The 23,038-nt window shown below is 44.7% G+C and carries 17 protein-coding genes and 1 pseudogene; 11 read left to right on the forward strand and 7 right to left on the reverse strand.

The features are described from left to right. Window positions 1–5: 5 nt before the first annotated feature. The 4 genes from gmk to BACCELL_RS24710 form a co-directional block, all read right to left on the reverse strand. On the reverse strand, window positions 6–572 hold the full coding sequence (gene gmk / locus BACCELL_RS24695; RefSeq protein ID WP_007214897.1) for a guanylate kinase: 567 nt from the start codon (window positions 570–572) through the stop codon (window positions 6–8). A gap of 177 nt (window positions 573–749) precedes the next feature. Next, complete coding sequence (locus BACCELL_RS24700; protein WP_007214898.1) at window positions 750–1,628, reverse strand: YicC/YloC family endoribonuclease; 879 nt, start codon at window positions 1,626–1,628, stop codon at window positions 750–752. A gap of 82 nt (window positions 1,629–1,710) precedes the next feature. Then, a complete protein-coding gene (locus BACCELL_RS24705; protein WP_007214899.1) occupies window positions 1,711–2,640 on the reverse strand; it encodes a DUF3137 domain-containing protein in 930 nt (309 codons plus the stop codon). Between the two features lie 11 nt (window positions 2,641–2,651). After that, on the reverse strand, window positions 2,652–3,203 hold the full coding sequence (locus BACCELL_RS24710; RefSeq protein ID WP_007214900.1) for a LemA family protein: 552 nt from the start codon (window positions 3,201–3,203) through the stop codon (window positions 2,652–2,654). 203 nt (window positions 3,204–3,406) lie between these two features. Between BACCELL_RS24710 and tsaB the strand changes: the two genes are divergently transcribed. The 7 genes from tsaB to rseP all read left to right on the forward strand — a co-directional run bounded on the left by tsaB (window position 3,407) and on the right by rseP (window position 10,191). Continuing rightward, window positions 3,407–4,099: a tRNA (adenosine(37)-N6)-threonylcarbamoyltransferase complex dimerization subunit type 1 TsaB gene (gene tsaB, locus BACCELL_RS24715; RefSeq protein WP_022210863.1), complete on the forward strand. Its 693-nt coding sequence runs from the start codon at window positions 3,407–3,409 to the stop codon at window positions 4,097–4,099. A gap of 3 nt (window positions 4,100–4,102) precedes the next feature. Beyond that, window positions 4,103–4,723 (forward strand): DUF4290 domain-containing protein, encoded by a 621-nt coding sequence (locus BACCELL_RS24720; protein WP_007214902.1) that lies wholly within the window; start codon window positions 4,103–4,105, stop codon window positions 4,721–4,723. An 89-nt stretch (window positions 4,724–4,812) separates the two neighbouring features. Next, entirely contained in the window at window positions 4,813–6,117 is a 1,305-nt protein-coding gene (murA, locus tag BACCELL_RS24725) for a UDP-N-acetylglucosamine 1-carboxyvinyltransferase (RefSeq protein WP_007214903.1), read from the forward strand. A 42-nt stretch (window positions 6,118–6,159) separates the two neighbouring features. After that, window positions 6,160–6,696 (forward strand): ribosome maturation factor RimM, encoded by a 537-nt coding sequence (gene rimM, locus BACCELL_RS24730; RefSeq protein ID WP_007214904.1) that lies wholly within the window; start codon window positions 6,160–6,162, stop codon window positions 6,694–6,696. A gap of 39 nt (window positions 6,697–6,735) precedes the next feature. Beyond that, window positions 6,736–7,596, forward strand: a complete 861-nt coding sequence (locus BACCELL_RS24735) for a M23 family metallopeptidase (RefSeq protein ID WP_007214905.1) — start codon at window positions 6,736–6,738, stop codon at window positions 7,594–7,596. 11 nt (window positions 7,597–7,607) lie between these two features. After that, window positions 7,608–8,759, forward strand: coding sequence for a 1-deoxy-D-xylulose-5-phosphate reductoisomerase (locus tag BACCELL_RS24740; RefSeq protein WP_007214906.1), 1,152 nt, complete (start codon window positions 7,608–7,610; stop codon window positions 8,757–8,759). Between the two features lie 97 nt (window positions 8,760–8,856). Beyond that, window positions 8,857–10,191, forward strand: coding sequence for an RIP metalloprotease RseP (rseP, locus tag BACCELL_RS24745; protein ID WP_007214907.1), 1,335 nt, complete (start codon window positions 8,857–8,859; stop codon window positions 10,189–10,191). Window positions 10,192–10,280: 89 nt separating this feature from the next. Here the strand turns inward: rseP and BACCELL_RS24750 are convergent, their stop codons facing one another. Beyond that, window positions 10,281–11,180 (reverse strand): diaminopimelate dehydrogenase, encoded by a 900-nt coding sequence (locus tag BACCELL_RS24750; RefSeq protein ID WP_007214908.1) that lies wholly within the window; start codon window positions 11,178–11,180, stop codon window positions 10,281–10,283. 251 nt (window positions 11,181–11,431) lie between these two features. Between BACCELL_RS24750 and ruvA (BACCELL_RS27850) the strand changes: the two genes are divergently transcribed. The 4 genes from ruvA (BACCELL_RS27850) to BACCELL_RS24765 all read left to right on the forward strand — a co-directional run bounded on the left by ruvA (BACCELL_RS27850) (window position 11,432) and on the right by BACCELL_RS24765 (window position 20,880). Further along, window positions 11,432–11,680, forward strand: a complete 249-nt coding sequence (ruvA, locus tag BACCELL_RS27850; RefSeq protein ID WP_007214909.1) for a Holliday junction branch migration protein RuvA — start codon at window positions 11,432–11,434, stop codon at window positions 11,678–11,680. A gap of 10 nt (window positions 11,681–11,690) precedes the next feature. After that, a complete protein-coding gene (gene ruvA, locus BACCELL_RS27855; RefSeq protein ID WP_007214910.1) occupies window positions 11,691–12,038 on the forward strand; it encodes a Holliday junction branch migration protein RuvA in 348 nt (115 codons plus the stop codon). Window positions 12,039–12,344: 306 nt separating this feature from the next. After that, window positions 12,345–19,811, forward strand: coding sequence for a T9SS outer membrane translocon Sov/SprA (gene sov, locus BACCELL_RS24760; RefSeq protein WP_052309581.1), 7,467 nt, complete (start codon window positions 12,345–12,347; stop codon window positions 19,809–19,811). Between the two features lie 67 nt (window positions 19,812–19,878). Beyond that, window positions 19,879–20,880, forward strand: coding sequence for a DUF3843 family protein (locus BACCELL_RS24765; protein ID WP_007214913.1), 1,002 nt, complete (start codon window positions 19,879–19,881; stop codon window positions 20,878–20,880). A 76-nt stretch (window positions 20,881–20,956) separates the two neighbouring features. Here BACCELL_RS24765 and BACCELL_RS24770 read toward each other — a convergent pair whose 3' ends face one another. Together BACCELL_RS24770 and BACCELL_RS24775 are read right to left on the reverse strand one after the other, a co-directional pair. After that, the gene (locus tag BACCELL_RS24770; protein ID WP_007214914.1) at window positions 20,957–22,117 is read right to left on the reverse strand and encodes a M24 family metallopeptidase; all 1,161 of its coding nucleotides are present in this window, start codon (window positions 22,115–22,117) and stop codon (window positions 20,957–20,959) included. A 209-nt stretch (window positions 22,118–22,326) separates the two neighbouring features. Then, window positions 22,327–23,038: pseudogene (locus BACCELL_RS24775) on the reverse strand (NADP-specific glutamate dehydrogenase); the annotation flags it as partial.

Below are 23,038 nucleotides of genomic sequence, written 5' to 3' on the forward strand. Positions count from 1 at the left end.
CCTTATTATTTCGATAAAAACTCTGTAATTACCTGCAAAGCTTCTGCCTTAGCCTGCTCCAAGTCATCATTTACAATGACCTTATCGAATTTAGGGGCAAACGTCAGTTCATATTCCGCCTTAGCTACGCGGGCTTCTATCACTTCGGGAGCATCCGTTCCACGTCCTACCAGACGTTTACGAAGTTCCTCTACCGAAGGAGGCTGAATGAACACCGACAGAGCACGGTCGCCATAAAACTTCTTTATATTGCAGCCACCTACAACGTCCACATCAAAAACCACATTTTGTCCGGCAGCCAACTGAGCTTCTACCTGAGACTTCAATGTACCGTAGTAACGGTCTTTATACACTTCTTCATATTCTAGAAACTCGTCATTGGCAATGCGGGTACGGAATTCTTCGGGAGAAAGAAAGAAGTACTCCACTCCATGCTGTTCTGTTCCGCGTGGCGGACGACTGGTAGCAGAACAAGAAAAAGCCAGATTCAGGTTCTGCCCCAATAAATAGTTGATAATGGTTGATTTCCCTGACCCGGAAGGGGCTGAGAATATAATAAGTTTAGCCAACATAACATTTACAATTTAGCAAAGTACAATGTACAATTTAGTAAATTACAATAATACAAATTAAAGGAAAAACTTGATGAGAGGTACAATTTAGCAAAGTACAATCTAAAGAAAAGCACAATCCGGCGCACACCTCAATACGGCAAATTGTACATTGTAAATTGTACATTGCAAATGTCTCTACATCACGTTCAATACCTGTTCTTTGATTTGTTCCAGCTCATCCTTCATCTGCACTACAATCTTCTGCATCTCAGCATGATTGGACTTGCTTCCCAACGTATTGATTTCACGTCCCATTTCCTGAGCTATGAAACCCAACTTCTTACCTTGCCCACTTCCATCCTCCATAGTATTAATGAAGTATTTCAAGTGGTTGCTCAGACGTTGTTTTTCTTCGTTGATATCCAGTTTCTCAATGTAATAGATGAGTTCCTGCTCCAGACGGTTCTTGTCATAGTCCACGCTGATGGTCTTTTCCAAAGCATCCGTGATGCGTTCTTTGATTTTCTCTACACGCTCTTTTTCGTACGGATCAACAGAAGTCAGCAACTTGGCAATATTAGAAATCTTTTCGCGGAACTTCTTCTCTAAAGCCGCGCCTTCCTGGATACGGAAATCAACCAGATTTTGGATAGCTTGAAGCACAGTGGCATGAACAGCTTTCCATTCTTCCTCGCTCAGTTCCTGAATATCGTTCTTTGTCATCACGTCCGGCATGCGGAGCAAAGTAGAGAACCAGTCTTCGGGTGCAGGGATACCGGTAGTTTCGGAGATAGTGCGAATTCGTTCGTAATACGCCACTACCACATCCTGATTAATGGGAGTAATAAGTTCACAGGCATCTTTTTTATCAATCCACAGACTGAAATCCACTTTACCACGTTCCAGTGCCTTAGCAATTTCGTTACGGATTTCTATTTCTTTTTCCCGGTAGAGGGGAGCGATGCGGGTTGACAGATCCATCGCTTTACTATTGAGCGATTTGATTTCTACATTGATTTTCTTATCGGACAGTTCAGCGGTCGCTTTACCGTATCCGGTCATGGATTGTATCATAAGATTCTTTAGTTTTCCGCAAAATTACATGAATATTTTCATTAGTGAAAATTATTCAAGAAATAAGTGATGTATTTATCGCTTACTCTTTACTCCAAATACGTGTGTTCAAGTTTAGTTCATCTACAATATCCAGTAAGGATTGGAGCACTGCAAAGTCCGATTTAAGGATACTCATATCACTCAAAGAACTCCACACATCTGCTTCAAACCGGTTCTTTGAATCCGGAATGGCGACCAGAATCGTAGAATTCCGGAAACTGATGGTAATTCCTTTCTTAAAATTGCTGTCCAACTTCAACATTCTTTCCATCATGGAAGGGGTAATCAGATAGCGGGCTTCAATCTGGTTCGTGGAAAAGACATCAAAGACTTTTTCAAAATCGGGATTTTCCATTTTCACTCTTGAAGCTCCCATCTTAATTTTGAAAAAGCTGTCCCGCAAAACGGTCGTTTCTCCCTGAAATTCTTTATGAAAGTCAGCAATGAAAAGAAATCCTTTGAAAATATCTTCCCAATAATACTGCACTCCATTCTTGGTAGAACGAGCTCTGCGCTCTTCAGCATGTACCTCGGAACAGATAAAGCTGGTTTTATCCAGACATCCTTCTATCAAATCTTCGGCATGATAACGGTCGGGAGAAGTAAACAGTCCGCTATTTCTAAAAAGATCCTCACTCACTCCATTATTCGGAGAATAAGTCGCATTCGGACAAAAGGCATGGATTATTTCATCTACCACTTCTTCTTTATAAAAAGAGGAGAATATTTTCGACTTATTATTGATACAAGTAATAAAGATGATTACAGAAATAACAACAATAACTATCGGACCAAAGATCCCTTCCAATTTAAGTATCAACAAAGCGATCACTCCTACTACCAGAAAAATAGCAGCATAAATCAAACCCTCCGAACGCCCTTTCCTCAGGAGTTCCTTACGTTTATTTTCCAGAACTTGCAATGTGGGGGCCAGCTTCTGCGCCAGAGAGTCAAAATCTACATAATCCATTGCCGGCTATTTTATGAATTAAATAAGTTCTTTACATCCGGAGTTGCACGTTCTGCTTCCGGAATTGTCAGCACCGCTTTTCTTGTAAAGCCAAACATACCTGCCAACAGATTTGTAGGGAAAGTCTGGACGGCATTATTGTAATCGGTTACAGAAGCATTGTAAGTGCGGCGGGCAGCAGCCAATTGTTCTTCCGTTTCATTGAGCGAACGCTGCAATTGCAGGAAATTTTCAGAAGCTTTTAGTTCGGGATAGTTCTCCGCCACTGCAAAGAATTGAGTACGCACTTTAGAAAACATTTTGTCAAAGTCCGCCTTTTCGCTGTCATTAAGAGAAGTATAAGTCTTGTTGCGCATTTCCGTTATTGCAGCAAATGTATCAGCTTCATGCTTGGCATATTGCTGAACGGTTGCAACCAGATTGGGGATCAAATCGAAGCGGCGTTTCAACATGACATCGATAGTGGAAAAAGCATTTTCTATCTGATTTCTCTTTCTCACCAATGAGTTGTACATCGAAATCACCACCAAAATAAAAAGTACAATAATAATAGCTACGATCATAATTACAGATACAACGACCTCCTTGTGCCGGTTATTTTATGTTAACGAATTCAGTATTTATTCCTAAAATCAGATAGCAAAGATAGAAATAATCTAAAAACCTGCCAATAATGCCGTAAGAAAGATACCGAACCCTTTTTGGATTCGCTTGTGTATCTGAAAATAAACCTGTAAATTTGCCACAATTAAACTAACAAAAGACTATGTCGTGTATCTTGCATATTGAAACGTCCACCTCGGCATGCTCCGTTGCTGTGAGTGAAGATGGACAAAATGTATTTAACAAAGAAGATCTGAACGGCCCGTCTCATGCCGCTCTGCTAGGAGTATTTATAGACGAAGCTCTGTCGTTTGCCGACAGTCATGCCATGCCGATTGATGCAGTAGCGGTGAGTTGTGGACCGGGTTCTTACACTGGGCTACGTATCGGTGTATCTATGGCGAAAGGAGTTTGCTACGGACGTAATATTCCGCTGATCGGTCTTCCGACATTGAAGGTACAATGCGTGCCAGTATTGCTTTATCATGATGAATTGCCCGAAGACGCATTGCTATGCCCAATGATTGATGCACGCCGCATGGAGGTATATGCTGCTATCTACGACCGTGCCCTGAAGCCTGTGCGCGACATAGCCGCTGACATTGTAGACGAAAACTCTTATACGGAATTTCTGGATCAACATCCCGTCTATTTCTTTGGAGACGGGGCAGCCAAGTGCAAAGATAAAATAACTCATCCCAATGCGCACTTCATTGACGATATTCGTCCATTGGCAAAAATGATGTTCCCACTTGCTGAAAAAGCAATAGCCGAAAACGACTTTAAGGATGTAGCTTATTTTGAACCATTCTACCTGAAAGAGTTTGTAGCTTCCCAACCGAAAAAACTTTTATAATATATGCAATATAACACTCAACAAAAACGGATGCCTTTGCCGGAATACGGACGCAGCATCCAAAACATGGTTGACCACGCGTTGACAATCGAAGACCGCGCTGAACGCCAACGTTGCGCAAACACCATTATCAACATCATGGGTAATATGTTCCCGCATCTGCGTGATGTACCCGATTTTAAACATAAATTATGGGATCATCTGGCTATCATGTCCGACTTCAAACTGGACATTGATTATCCTTATGAAATTATCCGCAAAGATAATTTGAATACCCGTCCGGAAGTGATCCCCTATCCCAGTACAAAAATTCGTTACCGCCACTACGGCCGTACACTGGAAGTATTGATAAAGAAAGCAATTGACTTCCCCGAAGGAGATGAAAAGCAGAATCTGATTGCCCTGATCTGTAACCATATGAAGAAAGACTACATGACCTGGAACAAGGATACGGTAGACGACCGCAAGATTGCAGAAGATCTTAATGAATATTCGGGTGGCAAATTGCAGATGACGGATGACATCATCAAACTGATGGCTGAACGTATCAATCAGAACTACCGTCCGAAAGTAAACAATCAGAATAACCGGAGAGATAACCGGAATAATAAGAGAAAGTACTAACAGATTTATGATTTCAGATTTATGATTTATAAGCGGCAGATCCGTTCATAAATCATAAATTATAAATCATAAGTCATAAATCCCAATTTATGGCATCATTCGTAATTGAAGGAGGACACAGATTATCCGGCGAGATTCATCCGCAAGGCGCAAAAAACGAGGTATTGCAGATTATCTGCGCCACGCTGCTGACAGCCGAAGAGGTGACCGTACATAATATTCCGGACATACTGGACGTCAACAATCTCATTCAATTGATGCGTGACATGGGCGTTACGGTATCCAGAAAAGGGCTTGATACGTATTGTTTCAAAGCAGAAAAGCTGGATTTGAGTTATCTGGAGAGTGATGAATTCCTGAAGAAATGTTCCAGTCTGCGAGGTTCGGTTATGTTAATCGGCCCGATGGTGGCACGCTTCCATAAAGCGATGATATCCAAACCGGGTGGGGACAAGATAGGACGCAGACGTCTGGATACTCACTTTATCGGTATACAGAATCTGGGTGCAGATTTTTCGTACAACGCAGAGCGCGAAGCGTATGAGATTTCAGCTTGCGAACTGAAAGGCACCTACATGTTACTGGACGAAGCTTCGGTTACCGGAACTGCCAACATCGTGATGGCGGCGGTACTGGCCAAAGGAACAACCACTATTTACAATGCTGCCTGCGAACCGTATCTGCAACAACTTTGCAAGATGCTGAACCGCATGGGCGCCAAGATACAAGGCATTGCCTCCAATCTATTGACCATTGAAGGAGTGGACGAACTACACGGTACCGAACATACAATACTTCCCGATATGATTGAAGTCGGCAGTTTTATCGGTATGGCAGCCATGACGCAAAGTGAGCTCACCATCAAGAATGTTTCTTATGAAAACTTGGGCATCATCCCTGAAAGTTTCCGCCGTCTGGGCATCAAACTGGAACAACGGGGAGACGATATCTATGTACCTGCACAGGAAACGTATCAGATAGAGTCGTTCATAGATGGTTCTATCATGACTATTGCCGATGCTCCCTGGCCGGGACTGACGCCGGACTTGCTGAGTGTAATGCTCGTAGTTGCCACTCAGGCAAAAGGCAGCGTGCTTATCCATCAGAAGATGTTCGAGAGCCGCCTGTTCTTCGTGGACAAACTGATAGATATGGGAGCACAGATTATTCTTTGTGACCCTCACCGTGCCGTTGTCATTGGCCATAACCATGCCATGCGTCTGCGAGGCGGAAATATGACTTCACCTGATATTCGTGCCGGTATTGCATTGCTGATTGCCGCCATGAGTGCGGAAGGAAGCAGCCGTATCCACAACATTGAGCAAATAGACCGGGGGTATCAAGACATCGAAAGACGCCTGAATGCTATCGGAGCAAGAATTACGAGAATATGATATGGGATGGTAGAAGATGATTAAGAATGGTAGGATGATAAGATGATAAAAAGAGAAGATGTATATAAGATAGGAGTATTCAACAAACCGCACGGCATTCACGGTGAGTTGTCATTCACATTCACCGATGACATTTTTGACCGGGTGGAAGCTGAATACCTAATCTGCCTGTTGGATGGTATTTTCGTACCTTTCTTCCTGGAGGAATACCGTTTCCGCTCCGACTCCACTGCATTGGTAAAGCTGGAAGGAGTAGACACGGCAGAACGTGCGCGGATGTTCACCAACGTGGAAGTTTATTTTCCCGCCAAACATGCCGAAGATGCCGGACCGGGAGAACTGACCTGGGATTTCTTCGTAGGTTTCCGCGTGGAAGAAGTTAACCACGGAGACCTAGGAGAAGTAACAGAGGTGGATACTGCAACCATCAACACCTTGTTTGTTGTTGATCATCAGGGAGAAGAGTTACTGATTCCTGCACAAGAAGAATTCATCCAGAACATTGACCAAAAGCACAAAGTAATCACTATGGATTTACCCGAAGGATTACTGGCTTTGGATGAAACAGAGGAAGTGTAAACAAGTGATTAGTGATAGAGTGATAAGTGATTAGCGCGTATGGTGAAAAAGAAACGACATAAAGCATTCTGGAGTAATATCAAATTCAAATATAAGCTGACTATCATCAACGAGAATACACTCGAAGAAGTAGTCGGTCTCCGTGTATCCAAGTTAAACGGCATCTCGGTATTACTTTCTGTGCTGACTGTTTTGTTTCTGGTTGCCTCAGTTATCATTGCTTTCACTCCGTTGCGCAACTACTTGCCGGGATACATGAACAGTGAAATCCGTGCCCAAGTGGTAGAGAATGCTTTACGAGTAGATTCACTTCAACAGTTGGTAGATCGCCAGAATTTGTATATCATGAATATACAGGATATTTTCAGTGGAACCATACGGGTAGATACTGTGCACAATATGGACTCACTGACTACCGTACGCGAAGATTCGTTGATGGAACGCACACAGCGGGAAGCGGAGTTCCGGAAACAATATGAAGAAACAGAAAAGTATAATCTGACAAGCATTACAGCCCGCCCAGACATAGAAGGATTGATATTTTATCGTCCCACGCGAGGCATGATTACAGACAAATTTGATGCTGACAGAAAACATTACGGTACGGATATCGCCGCCAATCCCGGAGAGAGCGTACTTGCTACGCTGGATGGTACAGTTATCTTGAGTACTTATACGGCCGAAACAGGATATGTGATAGAAGTACAACATAATCAAGACTTTATATCCGTATATAAGCATTGCAGTTCCTTATTGAAACGTGAAGGAGACACTGTACAGGCCGGAGAGGCTATTGCTTTGGTAGGAAACAGCGGACAACTGACAACCGGTCCTCACCTGCACTTTGAGTTATGGCACAAAGGACGGGCGGTAAATCCGGAACAATATATTGTATTTTAAGTGATAGATAAATGAAAAAACAAATTGCTATACTCGGTTCTACCGGCTCCATAGGTACGCAGGCTTTACAGGTGATTGAAGAACAATCCGACCAGTACGAAGCGTATGTGCTGACCGCCAACAACCGTGTAGAAGAACTCATTGCCCAGGCTCGGAAATTCAAGCCTGAAGCGGTAGTTATAGCCAACGAAACGAAATATGCCCAACTGAAAGAAGCCCTCGCCGATCTGCCTATCAAAGTATATGCAGGAACGGATGCTATCTGCCAGATTGTGGAAGACTCGGAAATTGACATCGTACTGACTGCGATGGTAGGTTATGCCGGACTGAAACCAACCATGAATGCTATTCGTGCCCGTAAACCCATCGCTCTTGCCAACAAGGAGACGCTTGTTGTGGCAGGTGAGCTGATTAACGATATGGCACGCCTATCCGGTACACCTATATTACCGGTAGATTCCGAACATTCAGCCGTTTTCCAATGTTTAGCGGGGGAACTCGGCAATCCGATAGAGAAGGTGATCCTTACGGCATCCGGTGGTCCGTTCCGCAATTGCACAATGGAACAACTGGCTACGGTAACCAAAGCCCAAGCCCTGAAACATCCTAATTGGGATATGGGAGCGAAAATTACGATTGATTCCGCTTCAATGATGAACAAAGGGTTCGAGGTGATAGAAGCAAAATGGTTATTCGGTGTACGTCCGGATCAGATTGAAGTGGTAGTACATCCGCAATCTATTATACATTCGATGGTGCAGTTTGAAGACGGTGCAGTAAAAGCACAACTGGGTATGCCGGATATGCGTCTGCCTATTCAGTATGCATTCTCTTATCCGCAACGCCTGAAGGCTTCATTTCCCCGGTTGGATTTCAAGATGTGCACAAACCTGACATTCGAACAACCGGATACTACCCGTTTCCGTAATCTGGCTTTGGCTTACGAAGCTTTGCATAAAGGTGGAAATATGCCTTGTATCGTGAATGCAGCCAATGAAGTGGTAGTTGCCGCTTTCCTGCGGGATGAGATTTCATTCCTCGGCATGAGTGATGTGATAGAGAAAGCAATGTCTATCGTATCGTTTGTGGCAAAACCGGAATATGAAGACTATGTAGCTACGGATGCGATGACACGCCGTATTGCACAAGAGTTGATAAAATAAAAATAGTACAGGTATTAGAGTATCTCAACTCCCTTCTTCCTCGGAGGAGAATAAGAATAGTAAATAGTAGTTAATAGTAAAATAGAAAAATTATTAGATGGAAACATTTTTGATTCGTGCCCTGCAACTCATTATGAGCCTTTCGTTGCTCGTTATCGTTCATGAGGGAGGGCACTTCCTCTTCGCCCGTCTTTTCAAGACACGGGTAGAAAAGTTTTGTTTGTTCTTCGACCCTTGGTTTACCCTGTTCAAGTTCAAGCCGAAAAATAGTGATACGGAATATGGTATTGGTTGGCTGCCGTTAGGTGGTTATGTAAAGATAGCAGGTATGATAGATGAGTCTATGGATACCGAACAGATGCAACAGCCAATGCAACCGTGGGAGTTCCGGGCCAAACCGGCATGGCAACGGTTGTTAATCATGGTAGGTGGTGTATTGTTCAATTTCATATTGGCATTATTCATCTATTCTATGATACTTTTTACTTGGGGAGATGAATACGTACCGGTACAAAAAGCCCCGTTGGGTATGGAATTCAACGAAACGGCAAAAGCTATCGGTTTCCGTGACGGTGACGTACTTATATCTGCTGATGGTGTACCCTTTGAACGTTACGGTGGTGACATGCTGACAAGCGTTGTCGATGCCCGCCAAGTAACAGTACGCCGCGATGGGCAAGAGGTATCCGTTTATATTCCTGAGAATTTTATGGAGCGTCTGCTGGCTGACAGTGTACGTTTTGCCTCATTCCGCTATCCGTATGTTATTGATAGTATTTGTGCCAACCGTCCTGCTGCCCTTGCCGGCCTGCAAGCGGGTGACAGTATTATGCAATTGGACGGAAAGAACATTGCTTATTTCGATTTCAAAGAAGAGATGTTACGCCGTCAGAAAGCGGATTCAGCTTCTCATTATATCACATTGACTTATGCACGTGCCGGAGTGATAGATACTATAACTTTTGCTACAGATTCAATCTATGAGATAGGTGTAGTAGTACGTACGGCAACCAATCAGTTACTGCCGGTTGTAAAGAAAGAATATAGTTTTCTGGCCTCTTTCCCCGCTGGTGCAGCATTGGGAGTACAAACTCTGAAAGGCTATGTAGGACAGATGAAATATCTCTTCTCTAAAGAAGGTGCCAAGCAATTGGGTGGCTTTGGAACTATCGGAAGCATCTTCCCTGCTACATGGGATTGGCATCAGTTCTGGTACATGACAGCATTCCTTTCTATTATCCTCGCCTTCATGAATATTCTGCCTATTCCGGCACTGGATGGCGGACATGTACTATTCCTTATTTATGAGATTGTGGCTCGTCGCAAACCAAGTGATAAGTTTATGGAACGTGCGCAAATGGTCGGTATGTTCCTGTTATTCGGATTGCTGCTTTGGGCAAACTTTAATGATATTCTGCGGTTCCTGTTCTAACGCAGGTTCTACTTTATAAAAACAAATAGACCATCTATTCGAAGTGAGTAGATGGTCTATTTATTATATGAAATATCTATCGTATTTTCTTACACTAAGTGTCCGATCCACTCTTCACGATCTCCCGGCAAAAGATCAATAACCGGAACCTCTACCATCGTGTAACAACCAGGTTGTTGACGCATGGAAGCGCGAGCTACACAAACCAATACCTGAGCAGTAAGTGCAGGATTATTAATGCGCATATTGAACTCAAATAATTGATTCTGAGTTTTACCGGAAACACCTTTACGAGTGAGGTTTACACCATGTCCCATATCAAGCAAAGCATCTACGCTGGGAACTAATTTCACATGTGTCTCGTCATTTACAAAGTATGGATCTGCCTTGATGGCAGCAGATACTTTATCAAACTCATAACCGTCTTTCAATTCGATATAAACCATACGGCGGTGAATACCAGTTCCGGTAGGAATAGTCATGGAAAGAGCTGCCTTTACACCATCAATAGCTTTTACAGCTACTGTATGTCCCATACTCATTCCAGGACCAAAGTTTGTATAAGTAATTCCTTTCGGAGCAATAGCTTCCAACAGGGTACGTACGATAGAATCGCTTCCCGGATCCCAACCTGCAGAAATAATAGAAACTGCATTGTGTTCTTTTGCAGAAGCAGACAGTGTGCGACGCAAATCTACAATACCGGTATGAATATCGAAGCTGTCAACCGTATTGATGCCAAGTGCAAGGATTTCTTTGGCATAAGTCTCTACACTGCGGGTTGGTGTACAAAGAATTGCAACATCAACGCCTTCCAATTCCTTAATATTCTTTACAACAGGGTATTCACTCAGTTCTGCGGGACGGTTTTCAGCTCCGGCTCGGCGTACTACACCGGCAATTTCAAAGTCGGGAGCCGCTTGCAACGCTTCGAGCACGTATTGCCCGATATTGCCATAGCCAACAATGGCTGCTCTTACTTTTTTCATTCTTTTATTGAATTTATTTATCAGTTTTCTATTTTATCGGCACAAAAGTAATCATTTTCATTCAATTTAACCACAAAACGATTCAGTGTTCCACAGAGTTTTTTCTTTATTAAGACTTCTTTCAAACTTATGTACCTTCAATGACTTATCACTCTAAAACAATTTCCAAAGGAAAAAGTTCCCCGAAACTCTTCTGAGTCTGTAATGAAGAAACACAATATTCCTCGCTCGCGCGCGTTATAGTAAGTATTATGATAGAATACATCAGAGGCGGACTTGCCGAGCTCAGCCCGGCAACCGCAGTTATCGACTGTAACGGATTGGGATATGCCGTTAATATTTCATTAAATACGTATGCTGCCATCCAAGGCAAAAAAGAGTGTAAACTGTATATCTACGAGGCTATACGTGAGGATGCATATGTACTCTACGGCTTTGCAGATAAACAAGAGCGTGAATTATTCTTGTTGCTGATTTCCGTTTCGGGCATTGGCGGGTAATACTGCACGAATGATACTTTCAGCACTTTCACCGGCAGAACTGGTGAATGTTATCAGTACTGAAAATGCCAATTTACTGAAGACAGTGAAAGGTATCGGACTAAAAACAGCCCAACGGGTGATTGTGGATTTGAAAGATAAAATCAAGACAGGTGCAGCAAGTGCAGGAAGTACGATAGGAAGTCTCGGCGGAATGTTATCTGCTGCTAATGCACAGGTGCAGGAAGAAGCCATTGCTGCATTGACAATGTTGGGATTTGCACAAGCACCATCACAAAAGGTAGTTTTGGCAATATTGAAAGAAGAACCGGATGCACCGGTAGAGCAGGTTATTAAGTTGGCGCTGAAAAGACTTTAGTAAATGATGATTTAGGGGAGAATAACCTATATTTTTTTATATGTAATTTTTACTTCCTTTCTTTCTTGTCTTGTCACTTTCCCCACCCCCTCTCAGATACCTTCTGAATGGGGATACAATGAGTCAGGAACTGAAAGGTATTCAGTCAGGGAGTGAAAAGCATTCAGTCCCTGACTGAATCAGGTTCACTCAACGAGTCGGAGGAGTAGCTACGGGAAAGGAAGAAATTTACGCATTTTTTATAAGTATAATTACTAACCGATGAAATATACGATGAATTATCATTCATAAATTAATTAAACACATATGAAGTCTCCCCGTATACGACATATCATCTGGTTATTGCTGCTATGGCTCATGCCTGGCAGCTTTGTCGTTATGGGACAGAATGTAAATGGGAAGAGTACACAAGAAGCAGAAAATGTACAGGATACAATAGCTCCGCGATATTCCGTTCGCAAGACCGTGCCGGGCACACTAAAAGACCTTTCTCCCCACCCTGCCGACCTGCAATCGCCCATGAACCTGCGAACCGAGGCAGAATATGATGCAAAAACAGACAAATACTACATACGCACAAAATTAGGGAATACCGAAATCGGTGTACCGATGGTACTGACCCCCGAAGAATATCTGGATTGGACGTTGAAACAATCCATGCAATCTTATTACCGCCAAAAGAACGGAGAACAAATCGGCAAAGGAAAAGAGGCTTTCGACTTTATGGATATGAAGTTCAACCTTGGTCCGGCAGAGAAGTTGTTTGGTCCCGGTGGGGTACAGATACGTACACAAGGTAATGCAGAACTCAGCTTCGGCATGACGTACAAAAATGTGAAGAACCCCTCACTTCCGGAAAGTCAACGCAAAACACTCGGTTTTGACTTTGACGAGAAAATTAATATCAACGTCAATGGAAAAGTAGGTGACAAGGTGAATATGAATATGAACTACAACACCGATGCTACCTTTGATTTTGACACCAAACGGCTGAAACTGAAATATGAGGGAAAAGAAGATGAGATCATCAAACTGATTGAAGCCGGTAATGTGAGCATGTCCACCAATAACTCACTAATACGCGGGGCATCCGCACTGTTCGGTATTCGTACAGACCTGCAATTCGGCAAACTAAAGCTACAAGCTGTTATCAGCCAGCAAGAAAGTGAAGCAAAAACAGTGACAAGCCGCGGTGGTGCACAAACCACTACGTTCGACTTCTCCGCAGATAATTACGAAGGAAACCGCCACTTCTTCCTTGCCCATTATTTTCGGGATGTCTATGATAAAAATCTGGCACAGCTTCCGAATATCCTTTCAGGAATCACAATTAACCGGATCGAAGTATGGGTAACCAACAAACGAAATAACTATGATAATCCGCGAAACATCGTAGCACTAACTGATCTTGGAGAGGCCTTTCACATAGGCAACACTACCGCCTGGAGCGGAGTGGGAAACCCGACCAACCCCAGTTCAAACGTCAACGCTCCCGCCAATAGTGCCAATAACCTCTATGCGGAAATGCTCAGCCGCTATGCAGCCGCACGCGATATCAGCCAGGTAAGTAATATCATGAGTACAATCCCCGGATCCGAACCCGGCATGGATTACGAAAAAATAGAAAGTGCCCGTCTGCTCACTTCCTCAGAATACACACTAAACAGCAAACTCGGTTATATCTCACTGAAGCAAACCCTTCAACCGGACGAAGTACTGGCAGTCGCTTTTGAGTATACACTCGGTGGACGAAGTTATCAAGTAGGTGAGTTTTCTTCAGACATCAAGGAAACCGGGCAAAGTTTGTTCGTAAAATTATTGAAGAATACGGCAAATTCCCCGGACGCAGCCTGCTGGGGTCTAATGATGAAGAATGTCTACAGTCTCAATGCCTACTCTGTGCAAAAAGAAAAATTCCAGTTGAACATCACTTACCAAAGCGATACAACAGGTGTATATCTACGCTACATTCCAGAAGGAAAGATTGCCAAAACACCCCTGTTGCGTGTCATGAACCTCGACCGCCTCAATAGCCAGAACCAAACAGGTGCGGACGGTTTCTTCGACTTTGTCGAAGGCTATACGGTGACAGCTTCGGACGGACGTATCTATTTTCCCGTAGTAGAACCTTTCGGCAGCCACCTGCGCAAAGCCATCGGAAACGATGCGCTGGCAGACAAATATGTGTTTCAAGAACTGTACGACTCCACTCGCACCGTAGCGCAACAAACAGCAGAAAAGAATAAATTCCGGCTAACAGGTGAATACCGCGCCTCCAATGCCAATGAAATACGGTTAGGGGCTATGAATATTCCACAAGGTTCAGTACGTGTGACGGCGGGCGGTATGACACTGGTAGAAAACTCTGACTATACAGTAGATTACACATTGGGAGTAGTTACCATTCTCAACCAAAGCATCATTGATGCCGGTACAGCCATCAGCGTAAATCTGGAGAGCAATACGCTCTACAGCATGCAACGCAAAACGATGATGGGACTAAACTTCACCTACGATTTCTCACAGAACTTCTCTTTCGGAGGAAGCATCATGCACCTCAGCGAGAAACCACTGACAAGCAAAGTTGCAATGGGTGACGAACCACTCTCCAACACGTTGTGGGGAGTGAATGCTTCATGGAAAAAAGAAAGCCAGTGGCTGACAAACATGCTGGACAAACTACCGTTTGTCACCGCAACCGCCCCCAGCAGCATCAATCTCGGTGTGGAATTCGCCCATCTCATTCCGGGACATGCCAAAGGACTACAACAAAACGCTTCGTACATCGACGATTTCGAAAGTACACAAAATGGCATTGACCTTCGTCAGCCCTCATACTGGATGTTGGCAAGCACCCCCTCTCCCCTCTTTCCCGAAGCAGCCCGCAGCAATGATATCAGTTACGGAAAGAACCGGGCACTGCTGGCGTGGTACCATATTGACGGACTTTTCACCCGCCGTAACTCTTCATTGACACCTACACACATCAAAAACGACCTAAACCAGCTTAGCAACCACTATGTGCGTGAGGTCTATGAGCAGGAACTGTTTCCAAATAAGGAAACTCCCTACCAGGAATCGGCTTCCATGAACGTACTGAACCTAGCCTATTATCCACAGGAACGGGGGCCATACAATCTGGATACAGACCTGAATTCCGACGGTACTCTGAAAAATCCGGAGAATCGCTGGGGAGGCATGATGCGTAAACTGGATACCAGTGATTTCGAAGCGGCGAACATTGAATACATCTCTTTCTGGTTACTGGATCCATTCATCTACGAAGAAGGCAATATTGAGGGAGGAATAACACGAACAGGTTCGGAAAAGGCAACACGAGCAAATTCCCCCAAAGGTACTCTCTACATAAACCTTGGCGAAGTATCTGAAGACATCCTCAAAGATGGCAAGAAGTTCTTTGAAAACGGTCTGCCCATTGATGGAGATGCAACAAAGACCGAAGAAACAGTTTGGGGGCGTGTTCCCCGCGATCGTAGTGTGGTATATGCCTTTGATAATGCAGCCGGCGCACGCCGTAAGCAAGATGTCGGACTGAACGGGCTCTCTACTGAAGACGAACGTACCTTCTCCACTTATCAGAAATATCTGGCAGACGTACAGGGCAAAGTGGACGCCTCCACTTACGAGAAATTCTACAACGATCCGGCAGGCGACAATTATCATTATTTCCGTGGCTCGGACTATGACCGGGAAGAGCGTAGCATTCTGGAACGCTACAAATACTATAACAATACCGAGGGGAACTCCACCGCGAGTGAAGACTCTCCGGAACGATACGATATATCTTCAAAGACCGTGCCCGATGTAGAGGATATCAATCAGGACAATACACTGAACGAGACTGAGAAATATTTCCAATATCGCATCAACCTGACACCTTCCGACCTGAAAGTAGGACAGAATTACATCACGGATAAACGAACCGCCAGTGTCCGCCTGCGCAACGGACAAACGGAAGAAGTGACCTGGTATCAGTTCAAAGTTCCCGTACGCAGTGGCGAGGCGGTGGGAAGCATCAAAGACTTCAAGTCCATCCGTTTCATGCGCATGTTCCTGACCGGATTTGAGAAACCCATCGTGCTACGTTTTGCAACCTTAGAGTTGGTACGCGGCGAATGGCGCACCTATACTGATGCACTGAATAATACACAACAAGGCGCCTCTACCACCAGCTCTGCTGCACTGGACGTTTCTGCAGTCAATATCGAAGAAAATGGAGACCGTACTCCGGTGAACTATGTAATGCCTCCGGGCATCTCCCGTGTCATCGATCCGGGACAACCGCAACTTCGTCAACAGAATGAGCAAGCCATGAGCCTGAAGCTGGAAAAGTTGGCTCCCGGCGATGCACGTGCCGTCTACAAAAATACCGGTATGGATATGCGACAATACCGCCGGCTGCAAATGTTTGCTCATGCCGAAGCTTTGCCCGATCTCTCCACAGATCCGCAAAATGGCGAACTTTCCGTATTCATCCGCCTCGGCTCAGATTACCGCAGCAACTATTATGAATACGAAATTCCCCTCACACTCACTCCGCACGGAGAATACAACGGAAGCACCGTTGCAGGTTGCCTTGCCGTCTGGCCCAAAGACAACAATCTTGACATTGACCTCAGTGTACTCACCAATGTCAAGAAGGCCCGTAATCGCTTGAAGAATATCTCGAATAGTGGTGTCAGCTATGCAAAAGTGTATTCGGAATACGATCCGGATAAACCCTCCAATAAGATAAGCGTGATTGGTAATCCTTCACTGGCAGAGGTCAAGACTATGATGATTGGTGTGAGGAACAACTCACGCACCATTAAATCGGCAGAGGTCTGGGTGAACGAACTACGCCTAACCGAATTCAACGAAGACGGCGGTTGGGCTGCACAAGGCAATCTCAACTTACAGCTTTCCGATATCGGTAGTATCAACCTGGCCGGTCATGTGGAAACAACCGGTTTCGGTGGACTGGAACAGAGTGTCAGCGAGCGTCGACTGGACGATTATTATCAGTATAGTTTCACCACTACATTCGATCTGGGACGTTTCTTTCCTAAAAAGGCTAAATTGGCCGCTCCTATTTACTTCTCTTACTCCAAAGAGGCCACTACGCCAAAGTACAACCCTTTGGACAAAGATATGCTGCTGGATGATGCGCTGGATGCCTGTACCACCGATTGGGAACGAGACTCGCTGATGAATATCGCCCGTGAAATTACTACCTACCGCAATTTCAGCCTCAGCAATGCACGACTGGGTATTACAAGTAAAACCCCCATGCCTTATGATCCGGGGAACTTTACTTTCAGCTATTCCCGTTCCCTCCGCCACAATCAGGGTAGCACCACAGCTTACGAAAACGAAACGGACTGGCGCGCTGCAATGACTTATAATTATGCTCCTGTCTATCGCCCGTGGGAACCTTTCAAAGCTATGGAAAGCAAATCTCCATGGATGCGTTTCATCAAAGAAATCAATCTGAACTGGCTGCCTCAAAGCATCTCATTCAATACCGATATGACGCGTCACTATTATGAACTTCAACTCCGCGACCTGGAGGCATTGACTGCCGGAAGCAGTTCCATCGGCAGCGGGGATCTCAGTATCGAAGGCATCCCCATCTCCGTCGCTAAAGAATTTCTATGGAACCGTGACTTTGCCCTGCGCTGGGACCCTACAAAAAACCTAAAACTGAACTTTACCTCTGCTACCCACGCCGAGATTGAAGAACCTTACGGTGTAGTAAATAAAGACCTTTACCCCGATGAATACTCAGCCTGGAAAGATACAGTACGCCGCAGCCTGCTCTCACTCGGCCGCCCTATTGATTTCCAGCAGACATTCAATGCCACTTATAAGCTCCCATTCGACAAGTTCCCCGCTACCGACTGGGTCAGCGCTGACCTTCGTTTCGCCTCTTCTTACAACTGGGACCGGGGTGTTTCCCTTTCCGATGGCATAGAGATGGGCAATACTGTCAGCAATCAGCGCAGCATCGACGTAAACTCGCGTTTCAATCTCGAAGCACTCTATAACAAGGTGCCTTATTTAAAGAAAGTAAACCGCCGCTTTTCTGCTTCCTATCGCAAACCCGCCTCACCCAAAGAACAAAAGCCCCGTCGCTTCGACAAGGAAGTACAATTGCGTACAGACACTACAGTTACCATTCAACACGGTATGAACTCCCGTCGTCCCAAAGTCACCGCTCTCACAGTGGACGGACGTCGCTATCCCGTACGTTATAAAGTTATAAATGCTAATTCACTACGTATTGATACGCAGGACACGGCACGCATAAAGCTCACTGTAATCCCCGGTCCCGATCCAGAAGATGGTTGGTGGTATAAATTCGGCCAGCATGCTACCCGCATTGCCATGAGCGTACGCAATTTCAGCTTTACCTACAAAAATACGTATGCCATGACCCTTCCCGGTTTCCGTCCTGAAGTCGGTGACATGTTCGGCCAGAAGAAACACGGAGGCTTCCTTGCTCCGGGAATGGACTTTGCATTCGGTTTCACCGGAGACGACTATATCGACCGTGCCTTGCAAAACGACTGGCTCATCTGCAGCGACTCCGTTGTCAGCCCTGCCAGCAGCAATGCCCTTGAAGATCTTCAATTGCGTATCTCCCTTGAACCGATACGCGACCTCAAAATAGACCTTACCGCCAATCGTACCCGAAACCGCAGCCGCGAAATACAATATATGTTCGAAGGTATGCCAGATACCCGCAGTGGTAACTTCTCCATGAGTATCATTTCTATCGGTAGTGCTTTCGAACGCCCCAGCGCCGGTGACGGTTACCATTCCGGTACATTCGAACGTTTCCGCCGCAACCTTGACGTCATCCGTGACCGTGTGGAATCCCAATTCCTCGGTGCACAGTATCCGCAAGGCAGCACTCTTGCCGGAAAGACATTCGATCCGGCAAACGGCACAATCAGCAAGCACTCACCGGATGTCATGATCCCTGCCTTCCTCGCCGCCTACACCGGAAAGAGCGCTCGGAACTCCGCTCTCGACTTCTTTCCCAGCCTGTTCTCCATGATGCCGAACTGGCGTATCACCTACACAGGACTTACCAAGATAGCCTGGTTCAAAAAGAACTTCCGCAGTGTCAATCTGAATCATGCCTATCGCAGCACCTACAGCGTCGGCAGCTACAACACTTTCCAGAGTTTCATGAGCTATATGGGGGATATAGGCTTTGTAGAAGATGTGCAATCAGGAAATCCTATCCCTTCATCGCGCTTCGACATCAGCATGGTATCCATTAATGAGCAATTCTCCCCCCTTATCGGTATGGATGCCACCCTCAAAAACGGACTTACCGCCAAAGTGGAATATAAAACCAGCCGTATATTAAATCTCAGTATGAGTGCTTGTCAGCTGGTAGAAACCGCTTCCCGCGATTTCGTTATCGGTTTGGGATATAAGATTGTAAACTTCAATTTATTCAGTGGCCGGAATGTAAAAGACAGCAAGAATCGTGTCAGCCATGACCTTGCTCTCCGTGCAGATATTTCATTCCGCAACCAATCCGCCCTCTGCCGGGACATCCAGCAAGGTTTTGCACAAGCTACCAATGGCAACAAAGCTCTGAAAATATCATGTTCAGCAGACTACACCCTGAGTCGCTTGTTAACCCTGCGCCTCTACTATGACCGCCAACAGAATACTCCGTTAGTGTCCTCTAGCTCATATCCGGTAGTCAGTGCCGACTTTGGTTTCAGCATGAAATTCTCTCTCACGCGGTAAATATACTCGACTATTAAGGAGCAATTCAAGGGAAAGTCCTATCTTTGTGAGATAAACAACAAGCAATATGAAACAAGCAAGAATTTACATGAAGCGTTGGTTAGGAATTAACGAACGCAGTAAACAGCTCTCGACCGACACCTGGTATTTGAACTTTGCCAATCAACTACTATCTTTGATCGATGAATCCCCTTTATACAGTAAAAAGTTTGAAGCAGAGAAAGTAGATGCTGCCCTTTCATTGGCTATTTATCTGCAAGACGCCATCGCCCAGTCCGGTGGTTGGAAAGAGTTTTCCAATGCCTATTACGGATTGTACAAGTCCTATCTTCCTTTCTATACGCTGACCGACGAGTATCTTCCCGACGAAATCAATGTAGAGGATATCTCATTCATTCAGTGGACGCTCCTCTCCCGCTATGCCATCTTCGAAGAGGACGAAGTTATTATCCAGAATCCTCATGATTCTGACCTGATAGAATTCAGCCAAAAGGTATATGATGTGATGGATACCGCCTTTGAAGAAGCTCCCATCTGCGATGAGCCGTCTTCTCCCATTTGGGTAATGGGACTTGATTTACTGGAAATGCCATTAGTACCACTTCCCGAAATCACTCCCGGAATGACACTTAAAAAAGATGTGGAGAACTGCTTGTCATACAGCAAAGGAGAACCACTACTTTATTTTACCACCTACGATGAATTACGCCGTTTCTTTGTGGAAGAACTAAAATGGGAAGATAAAAATGAAAGTCTGTTACCAGAATTAAGAGATGAAAGAAACTTTGTGATCTATGCTAATGCCAAAGGTATGCTGATAGCCTCTAATGTTTCTTATTGCTTCTGCGATCCACGCAATCCGACTTATAATGCAGAAAAGGCAGCTGCCAAAGGATACAAATTATTCACTTATCCGGGTACCTGCCCCTTTGATCTCCTGAAGTATGGTATGGCAAAAGGGCTGCTTCCTGATATGCAACTTCCCTTCCCTGGTGGAAAAGAAGTATTGCACGATAATTGGGACTTCATTGCACGATATTTCTTGTGTGAATATTACGAAGGAGAGTGAAAATAAGTGATTAGTTGTTAGTGATAAATTGTAAGCATAACATTAATCACTTATCACTAACAACTAATCATTATTTCTACATTTCTATAATCTCTTCCTTGCACAGTGTCAACTTCTCTACCCCGTCTGCCGTCACTACCCATGAGTTTTCAATACCCAGGGGGCCGACACCCGGCAATACGATTTTGGGTTCGAGGGCAAATACCATACCCGGTTCTAATTCCTGCTTCATACGCGGAGCCAGTACAGGAGCTTCGTTGATTTCCAAGCCAATGCCATGACCAATAAATTTCGCCTTCTGTCCTACTCCCATAAAGTAATCGGCAAATCCGGCTTTCGTTACGATATCAATAGCTGTATTATAGAGATCTTCGCAAACAGCACCCGGTTTTGCCTTTTCAATCACAGCTGCCTGTACATCCAGACATGTTTGATGCGCAGCATAAGCCTTCTCCGGTAACTTACCGATAGAGAATACTCGGCTCATATCACCCATGTATCCATAGAAGTTTCCACCCATATCAACCATAAAACTCTGACCGGGTTGCAACAGTGCACCATTTGCACCGATAGGTATAGACGGATCAAGTCCTTCACCACCTAAAGCAAAGTCATAAGGTGCAGGAGCAGTGGCATTATCTCCCGCCAGCAAGCTACCCATAAATATCTCCATACTCTGACCAAATGTACGGAAAATACCCAGACAACCTTCCAAACGCATCAAGCGTTCTATTTCAATAGACAACTGACGATCTGTCATTCCCGGTCGATACACAGAAGGAATCTGTTCATAAGCCTTCGTATGAGCAATACCCGAACGACGGAACATTTCAATTTCAATATTTGTCTTTACACTACGTGCCTTACGGATCAGGGGAGTACCATTCACAACAGTAGTTTCTGGGAAGCAAGCTGCCAGACGGGTATACTCCGTATAAGAGAGTTCGTCTCCCTCCAACATCAATTTCGCAGGCAAAGGTAGACCGCACTCTTTCAATAAATCGGGCAATTGTTCCGGCTTACGGATAGAATGTATATGTTCTCCTTCAATATTATTAGGACGTTTGATAAATAAGCGTGCCGGAGCATTCAATGGTAAATACAGATAGCCGCTGACAACGCGTCCGTACGTATAAATCAAGTTTACATTGCAAGTGATAAGAGCGGCATCAATCTCTTGTTGAGCCATCAAGACACGTATCTTATCGCGTCTTAATTTTAGTTCCGGTTGTAACATCTCTTTGTTATTTAATGATTTTCCGGGTGCAAAGGTAATAATTTTGGTATTAAGTACGAGGTATTAAGTATTAAGTTTGACTGATAGTTGCGCTGTAGAAGTGAATATACCTAATTGTTGGTATGCCTATAAAAAAAGTACTGCCCTACACCTTCACAGGCAGGACAGCACAAACCACAAATACAAATACAACTAAACAAAGTTTTCCTTTAAATAATTCCCTGACCCATCATTGCGTGAGCCACCTTCATGAAGCCTGCAATATTGGCTCCCTTCACGTAGTTGATGTAACCGTCAGGTTCTGTCCCATATTTTACGCATTGTGCATGAATGCCGTGCATAATAGCGTGCAGTTTCTCGTCCACTTCGGCAGCACACCAACTGAGGTGCATTGCATTCTGTGACATTTCCAATCCGGAAGTAGCAACACCACCGGCATTGACAGCCTTACCCGGAGCATACATCACCTTATGTTCGATGAACAAGTCGATAGCTTCCGGCGTACAGCCCATATTAGATATTTCACCCACACACATCACTTTATTTTCAATCAACTGACGGGCATCATCACCATTCAGTTCATTTTGCGTAGCACAAGGCAATGCAATATCAGCTTTCACTTCCCATGGACGCTTGCCGGCAATAAATGTAGAACCGGGGAATTCGTCTGCATACGGAGCTACTATATCATTACCCGATGAACGGAGTTCAAGCATATAATCTATCTTTTCGCCACTGATACCATTCGGATCATAAATATATCCGTCCGGTCCGGAGATAGTAACCACCTTGGCACCCAACTCGGTTGCTTTGGTAGCGGCACCCCAAGCTACATTTCCGAAACCGGAAACAGCAACGGTCTTACCTTTAATATCAATACCTTTAGTTTCTAACATCTGGTTCACGAAGTACAATCCACCG

It is taken from the genome of Bacteroides cellulosilyticus DSM 14838, assembly GCF_000158035.1.
GTDB classification, from domain to species: Bacteria; Bacteroidota; Bacteroidia; order Bacteroidales; family Bacteroidaceae; genus Bacteroides; species Bacteroides cellulosilyticus.

Excerpts from the sequence above, each read along its gene's own strand:
- BACCELL_RS24720 (WP_007214902.1), top strand. The coding sequence starts at position 4,103 with ATGCAATATAACACTCAACAAAAACGGATGCCTTTGCCGGAATACGGA.
- gmk (WP_007214897.1), bottom strand. The coding sequence starts at position 572 with ATGTTGGCTAAACTTATTATATTCTCAGCCCCTTCCGGGTCAGGGAAA.
- ruvA (WP_007214909.1), top strand. The coding sequence starts at position 11,432 with ATGATAGAATACATCAGAGGCGGACTTGCCGAGCTCAGCCCGGCAACC.
- murA (WP_007214903.1), top strand. The coding sequence starts at position 4,813 with ATGGCATCATTCGTAATTGAAGGAGGACACAGATTATCCGGCGAGATT.
- BACCELL_RS24740 (WP_007214906.1), top strand. The coding sequence starts at position 7,608 with ATGAAAAAACAAATTGCTATACTCGGTTCTACCGGCTCCATAGGTACG.
- BACCELL_RS24710 (WP_007214900.1), bottom strand. The coding sequence starts at position 3,203 with ATGATCGTAGCTATTATTATTGTACTTTTTATTTTGGTGGTGATTTCG.
- tsaB (WP_022210863.1), top strand. The coding sequence starts at position 3,407 with ATGTCGTGTATCTTGCATATTGAAACGTCCACCTCGGCATGCTCCGTT.
- ruvA (WP_007214910.1), top strand. The coding sequence starts at position 11,691 with ATGATACTTTCAGCACTTTCACCGGCAGAACTGGTGAATGTTATCAGT.
- rimM (WP_007214904.1), top strand. The coding sequence starts at position 6,160 with ATGATAAAAAGAGAAGATGTATATAAGATAGGAGTATTCAACAAACCG.
- BACCELL_RS24705 (WP_007214899.1), bottom strand. The coding sequence starts at position 2,640 with ATGGATTATGTAGATTTTGACTCTCTGGCGCAGAAGCTGGCCCCCACA.
- BACCELL_RS24765 (WP_007214913.1), top strand. The coding sequence starts at position 19,879 with ATGAAACAAGCAAGAATTTACATGAAGCGTTGGTTAGGAATTAACGAA.
- BACCELL_RS24735 (WP_007214905.1), top strand. The coding sequence starts at position 6,736 with ATGGTGAAAAAGAAACGACATAAAGCATTCTGGAGTAATATCAAATTC.
- sov (WP_052309581.1), top strand. The coding sequence starts at position 12,345 with ATGAAGTCTCCCCGTATACGACATATCATCTGGTTATTGCTGCTATGG.
- BACCELL_RS24770 (WP_007214914.1), bottom strand. The coding sequence starts at position 22,117 with ATGTTACAACCGGAACTAAAATTAAGACGCGATAAGATACGTGTCTTG.
- BACCELL_RS24700 (WP_007214898.1), bottom strand. The coding sequence starts at position 1,628 with ATGATACAATCCATGACCGGATACGGTAAAGCGACCGCTGAACTGTCC.
- rseP (WP_007214907.1), top strand. The coding sequence starts at position 8,857 with ATGGAAACATTTTTGATTCGTGCCCTGCAACTCATTATGAGCCTTTCG.
- BACCELL_RS24750 (WP_007214908.1), bottom strand. The coding sequence starts at position 11,180 with ATGAAAAAAGTAAGAGCAGCCATTGTTGGCTATGGCAATATCGGGCAA.